This is a genomic window from Promineifilum sp. (SeqCode), assembly GCF_041918635.1.
In the GTDB taxonomy this organism is placed as follows: domain Bacteria; phylum Chloroflexota; class Anaerolineae; order Promineifilales; family Promineifilaceae; genus Promineifilum.
The window spans coordinates 1-5,178 of the sequence record NZ_JAYRVJ010000056.1; the positions used below are offsets into that span (position 1 = coordinate 1).

At 67.7% G+C, this 5,178-nt stretch carries 4 protein-coding genes; 2 read left to right on the plus strand and 2 right to left on the minus strand.

All coding sequences use genetic code 11. The annotated features are described in order from the left end of the window. Nucleotides 1–142 precede the first annotated feature (142 nt). Nucleotides 143–583 (plus strand): hypothetical protein, encoded by a 441-nt coding sequence (locus tag ACE3UY_RS01875; protein ID WP_374685854.1) that lies wholly within the window; start codon nucleotides 143–145, stop codon nucleotides 581–583. A 132-nt stretch (nucleotides 584–715) separates the two neighbouring features. Here the strand turns inward: ACE3UY_RS01875 and ACE3UY_RS01880 are convergent, their stop codons facing one another. Beyond that, nucleotides 716–1,576, minus strand: a complete 861-nt coding sequence (locus ACE3UY_RS01880) for a carbonic anhydrase (protein WP_374685855.1) — start codon at nucleotides 1,574–1,576, stop codon at nucleotides 716–718. 157 nt (nucleotides 1,577–1,733) lie between these two features. Between ACE3UY_RS01880 and ACE3UY_RS01885 the strand changes: the two genes are divergently transcribed. Then, nucleotides 1,734–2,984 carry an MFS transporter gene (locus ACE3UY_RS01885; RefSeq protein ID WP_374685856.1) on the plus strand — a complete coding sequence of 417 codons (1,251 nt, stop codon included), beginning with the start codon at nucleotides 1,734–1,736 and terminating at the stop codon, nucleotides 2,982–2,984. Between the two features lie 171 nt (nucleotides 2,985–3,155). On the opposite strand, the gene ACE3UY_RS01890 is transcribed toward ACE3UY_RS01885, so the two are convergent. Further along, nucleotides 3,156–5,178, minus strand: a 2,023-nt coding sequence (locus tag ACE3UY_RS01890) for a hypothetical protein (RefSeq protein WP_374685857.1), incomplete at its 5' end; no start/stop codon positions are given.

Here is a 5,178-nt window from a genome sequence, read left to right on the forward strand (position 1 = left end):
CTTGTGGCCGCCCACCTGTCAGGTCTAAAAGGCGCCGGTATCCTATGTCTCTCCTTTTCCCACCGCGCGCCGCGCTGCGTATAATGTTCAGAGACAAACGCGCAAGGAGTAAGCGAGATGCCGATTCTAGCCGACTACCACATTGACGTGGGCCTTCAACGACATCGCCACCTTCGGCAAGGACGGCAACGCGGAGCGCGACTTGTACGCCGACTTTCTGGATGAGGCGGCGATCACCCTGAACCGGCCCGCGCTGGGGGAAGCGGCGGCCGGGTTTCGTGAAGCGGCCGTCGCCTGGAACGCGCTGGGCCAGGCGCTGTTGCCGGACGAGGTGGAGCCGCTGCGCGAGACACGCGAACGGCTGCTGCGCCGCCACGCGCTCTTCATGGACGAGGGGGACGCCGCTACGGTCGCCCTGCGCGACATCGATGCGCGCCTGGCGGCCATCCGCGCCGCGGCGGTCGACTTCCCGCTCGACGCCGCGGGTGTCACGGCCTTCCGCGAGCGCATCGCCGGGCACGTGCTGCGCCTGCACGACATTGAGGCGGCGGCTGTGACCGCCCTGCGCGCGGCGATGAGCTGAGTAGCCGCGACATCAGGGTGCAGGGATCGCCAGCGTCCTGCCGGCTCTTCGGTCGGCCACCTACCGCCGGGACGGCGGCGATCCAGGTTGCTGAGCGTCGGTTGGTTGGCCGGGAGCTTCGCAGTCGCTCGACTATTGTGGCGCATGCAAAAGACCGCGGACGTAGCTGCTGGCGGCCATGCGGCGGCCGAAGGCCGCCAGTTCGTCCCGGTCGGCCGGCGGATCGGCCAGACCAGCGGCCCAACCCGCGTCCGGCGCGGGCAGGCCAACGACGCGCTGCACCAGGTCATAGATCCCAAAGGTGACCTCTAACCGGCGTTGTGGGGTGTCGCGGTAGGTGTGGGCCAGCACGGACGCGTCGAGCGCGGCGTTGACGATGACCGCCAGGTCGATGAGCGCCCGCCGGTAGCCGGGCAGCTCGGCCGACTGCTTGCCGTACACGATGTTCAGGGCGTGGGCTGCGCCGCGCACCGCTGCCATCAGCGCGCTGACGATGGATTGCAGTGGGAAGTTGGTGGCCACGTCGAGGTAAGCGGCCGGGGTCAGGTAGGCATCCACCGCGGCCGTGACCGCGCCACAGCCGGTATGGCCCAGCACAGCCAGCAGCTTGACCGTACCGATGTGGTTGACGGCGTAGTCGACGCTGCCCAGGCACTCGCTCCCCAGCACATTGCCGGCCACGCGAACAATGAAGAGATCGTTGGCCTGCCGCCCGAAGATGAGTTCGATCGGCACGCGGGCATCGGCGCAACCGAGAACGGCGGCGAACGGCTCCTGGCGCGGCGCTTCACCCGGCCGGTCGCCCAGCCCCAGGTCGTGGCGCGAAACGGGGATCACGTGGCGCAGCAGGCCGCCGGGGCCGGGCGCTTCGTCGAAGAAGTGGGCAAACGCGTGGTTGCCCTCCATCAGCAGGCGGCGCGCCTCGGTCGGGCCGTCCGGCTCGACCTCGGGGTGGGGCGTAGTCTCATCGTATTGCCAGACGATCTCGTGCATAACGCTCTCTCTGTGAAACTCGGTGGCCGATGCAGACATCGGTTCCCTGTGTCTCTCTTACCGGCCTCCCTCAAAAAGAAGTCTAACAAGAAGCCCGTACATCTCCAATGAGATGTAGCGCAGCCTAACAGGCTGCGCTACAGGGGCTAGATGTGATATGATTCGGCCCGATATGCACGACAACCCTACCTACGCGCTAACCATCCGCGGCCGGCTCCACGCCGGCCTTTTGCCGTGGCTGAGCGGCCTGGCCCCGCTCCTGTCGCTGGCCCACCTCATCCTGGAGGCAAGCTTCAACTTCCTGCCCGTCACCTACGTCTTGCTCATCCCCAGGCTCGGTCTCAGCTACAGCCAGATCGGCGCGGCAGCTCTGCTGATGACTATCACCGGAACGATCACCCAGCCCCTCTTCGGCTGGCTCAGCGACCGGGGCGATCCGCGGCCCATCGCCATCGGCGGCCTGGTCTGGGGCGGCGTCATGATGGGGCTGGTCGGCTTCATGCCAACCTATGGGTGGCTGATCGGCTTGCTGGTGCTGGCTGCGGTCGGCTCGGCGGCCTTCCACCCGCCGGCCGCCGCGCTGTCGGCCCAGACCGAGGCCGCCAACCGCGGCCGGGCGATGTCGCTCTTCGCCGTGGGCGGCAACCTGGGCGCGGCGGTCAGCCCGGCGCTGGTCGGCCTGGCGCTGGGGCTGGGCGGCGGGTTGGGAGCCACGGCTGTCCTCATCCCCGTGTCGCTGCTCACCGGCTTACTACTGGCTCGCCAACTGCGGTCGGTCGCCCCCCGGCCGCGCGCCGCGCAGACGGTCAGCGGGGCGGGCCGCGCCGGCTCGCTGGTCGCGCTGGCGGCGATCATCGCCGTGGTTGGCGCGCGCAGCTACTTCCAGCAAGCCCTGGCGACCTACCTGCCGGAGTGGCTGCGCACCAACGGCCAATCGCTGGCCGTGGCCGGCGCGGCCCTGGCGCTGTTCATGGTCGCCGTCAGCATCGGCAGCCTCTTCGGTGGGGCGCTGTCGGATCGCTTCGGTCGGCTGCCCGTCATCGTGAGCAGTCTGGCGCTGATGGCCGGCGGCCAGTGGCTGATGCTGCGGCTGAGCGGCGCGCCGCAGATGGGGGCGGTGGTGCTGATCGGGTTGATGATCGGCGCCTCGTTCCCCGTCACCATCGTCATGGCCCAGGAGGCGTGGCCGCAGAGCGTCGGCTTCGCTTCGGCGCTGGTCATGGGGCTAGGGTGGCTGCCGGCGGGGCTGGGGGCGTGGGTGGTCGGCCGGATCGCCGACAGCAGCACGCTGACCGGTGGGTTGACCACGCTCTTGTTTGCGCCGGTGGTGGGGTTGGCCGCGGCGGGGTTGTACTACCTTGCGCAGCGGACTGCTGTCCGCTCGTATTCAGGCAATGTTGAGCTTTAAGAAATGGCTACGGATACGGACGGAAGAAGACGGATTGATGATATGGAGTGAAGGATTGAATCCGTTCTTACTCCGTATCGTCCGTGGGTAGCCGTAGCCATTTCTTAAGACTCAACATTGCATAGGGCCGAAGAACGGCAATGAATTGCCTGACTACGAACGGGCACATCTCTATGGCGAGAACGCCGTTAGTTGCCCATCTCGCCAAAGGTATGCCGCTCGATCGGGGAAGTAGGCTTGCAGCCGCGCGTTCTCGGCCGGCCCTCGATCGCGGGCATAGACCACCGGCCCATCCAGCCACGGCGTGTTGCCGCTGAAGAACGCGCCGTACTCCCACCAATCGACGTCACTGGCGGTCACGAAGACCAGCGCCGGCCGCTCGACGGCTGCCTCCACCGCCGCCCGCGGCGCGGCGCTGATGAAGTTATAGCCGCGATAGGCCTCGAACCGGCCGGGCAGGTGGAAAAAGTTGTAAGCCAGGAGGGCCAGCAGCAAGAAGACCGCCGGCCGCCGCCCGCCAACCTCGGCCAGCGCTGAGATACCCCGCGCCGACAGGATGACCAGCGCCGGCAGCGCCGCGTAGAAGTAGCGCGGGCCATAGGCGATGCCCGCGCCCCAATAGGCGACGTAGCCGCCGGCCACGGCCAGCGCGACCAGCAGCAGCACCCAATCGCCGGCCGCCGGCCGCCGCAGCAGCAAAGCCAGCCATAGAAAGCCCAGCGTGAGAAGCGCCGGCCAGCCGAACAGATCGTCCTCCAGCGCCGTCAGATTGCGCCCCAGGTTGTAGAGTCCGCGCGAGGGGGTGTGGCCGCGTGGCGGCTGCGACGAGTCCATCCGCCAGACGACAGCCGGCGGCTCGGTCACGGTCAGGGTAAAGACGTTCTCCGGCTCGCCGACCGTTGGGCCAAAGCCGACGCGGTCGTAGGGCCAGTAGAGCAGGCGCGGGTCGGTGCGCGCGTCGCCCGTCAGGGCCGCCTGGTAGAGGGGGAGGGCCAGCAGGAAGGGCAGAAGGGTGGCGAGGAAGAGCAGGGGAGCGGGCGAGCGGGGCAGCGAGGGGGCATTCGCGCCGTTGGTGGTTGGTGGGTAAGCCCCTGCAAGCGGTTGCTGGGTGGCGCGGTTATTGCGGAATGTCAGGATGTACCAGCCCATGCCGAAGGAGAGGCCGACCGTCGCGGCGGTGAACTGGCGGGTGAGAAAGAGCATGCCCAGGGCCGCACCAGCCACAATGCTCCAGGCCAGCGCTGGTCGGCTGCCCGGAGCTACCCACCGACTGCTCGCCACGCTCTGACCACCGGCTGGCGATTTCCTATAGCCAGCGGCTTGCAGTCCTCGCGTTACGCTCGCCTGTTGTTTATCGTTCGCCGGCTGTCGTCGGGCCAGCCCCTTGACCCACGCGACCATGAAGAGGAGCGTCCAGAACAGTTCGGCGGCATGGATCATCAGGCTGCCGGACATGAGCAGGAAGAAGGGGGAGATGGCGAGCAGCAGCGCGGCGAGGAAAGGCGCGGCGCGACGCCCTTCGTTTTTCGTATAAGCAAGCTGGGCCAATACATACACCAGCGGTATGGTCAGCACGGCCAGCAGGGGGTTGACCAACCAGGGCGCGCCGGCCCGCACGCCAAGCGCCAGCAGCGCGGGATAGCCGGGCGGGTATTTGCCGAACCAGCGACCGTCGCGCACCAGCAAGAACTCCTGCGCGAAGTGGGTGGTGCTGCCCGCTTCCGCCAGCGGCGGAGCGGGGGCGGCGAGCGCCCCACCGGCCATCGTCTGCGCCTGGAAGAGGTAGGTGACCGAGTCCTGCACGTGGGGCACGCCCTCGAGCACATTGAGGGCCACGTGAAGCGCCAAGCCAAAGCTTACGAGCGTCAGCCCTACCAGGATAAGGCGGGCGGGGAAAGCACGTCTTCGTATAACCAAATGTGCGCCATCACCAAACTTATTCCAGGATGCTTGAAAACCGCCACGCTCCTGGTCCGCTGCTAACAGCCGCCCAATCACCCATCCGGTAGCCAGTAAAAGTAATGCACCTAGCGAGCCGCGCAACGCCTGGCGCAGGAGCGCCTGCCCCTGCGCGACCAGCGGCCGGTCGAGTGGGATGCCCTGTAGTGGCGTGAGTGGCTCCCCCGCCCACGTCCACCAGACCCCCTGGCGCGTTGTGGCATCGACGACGAAGACCCAGCCGGCGTCACTCCCC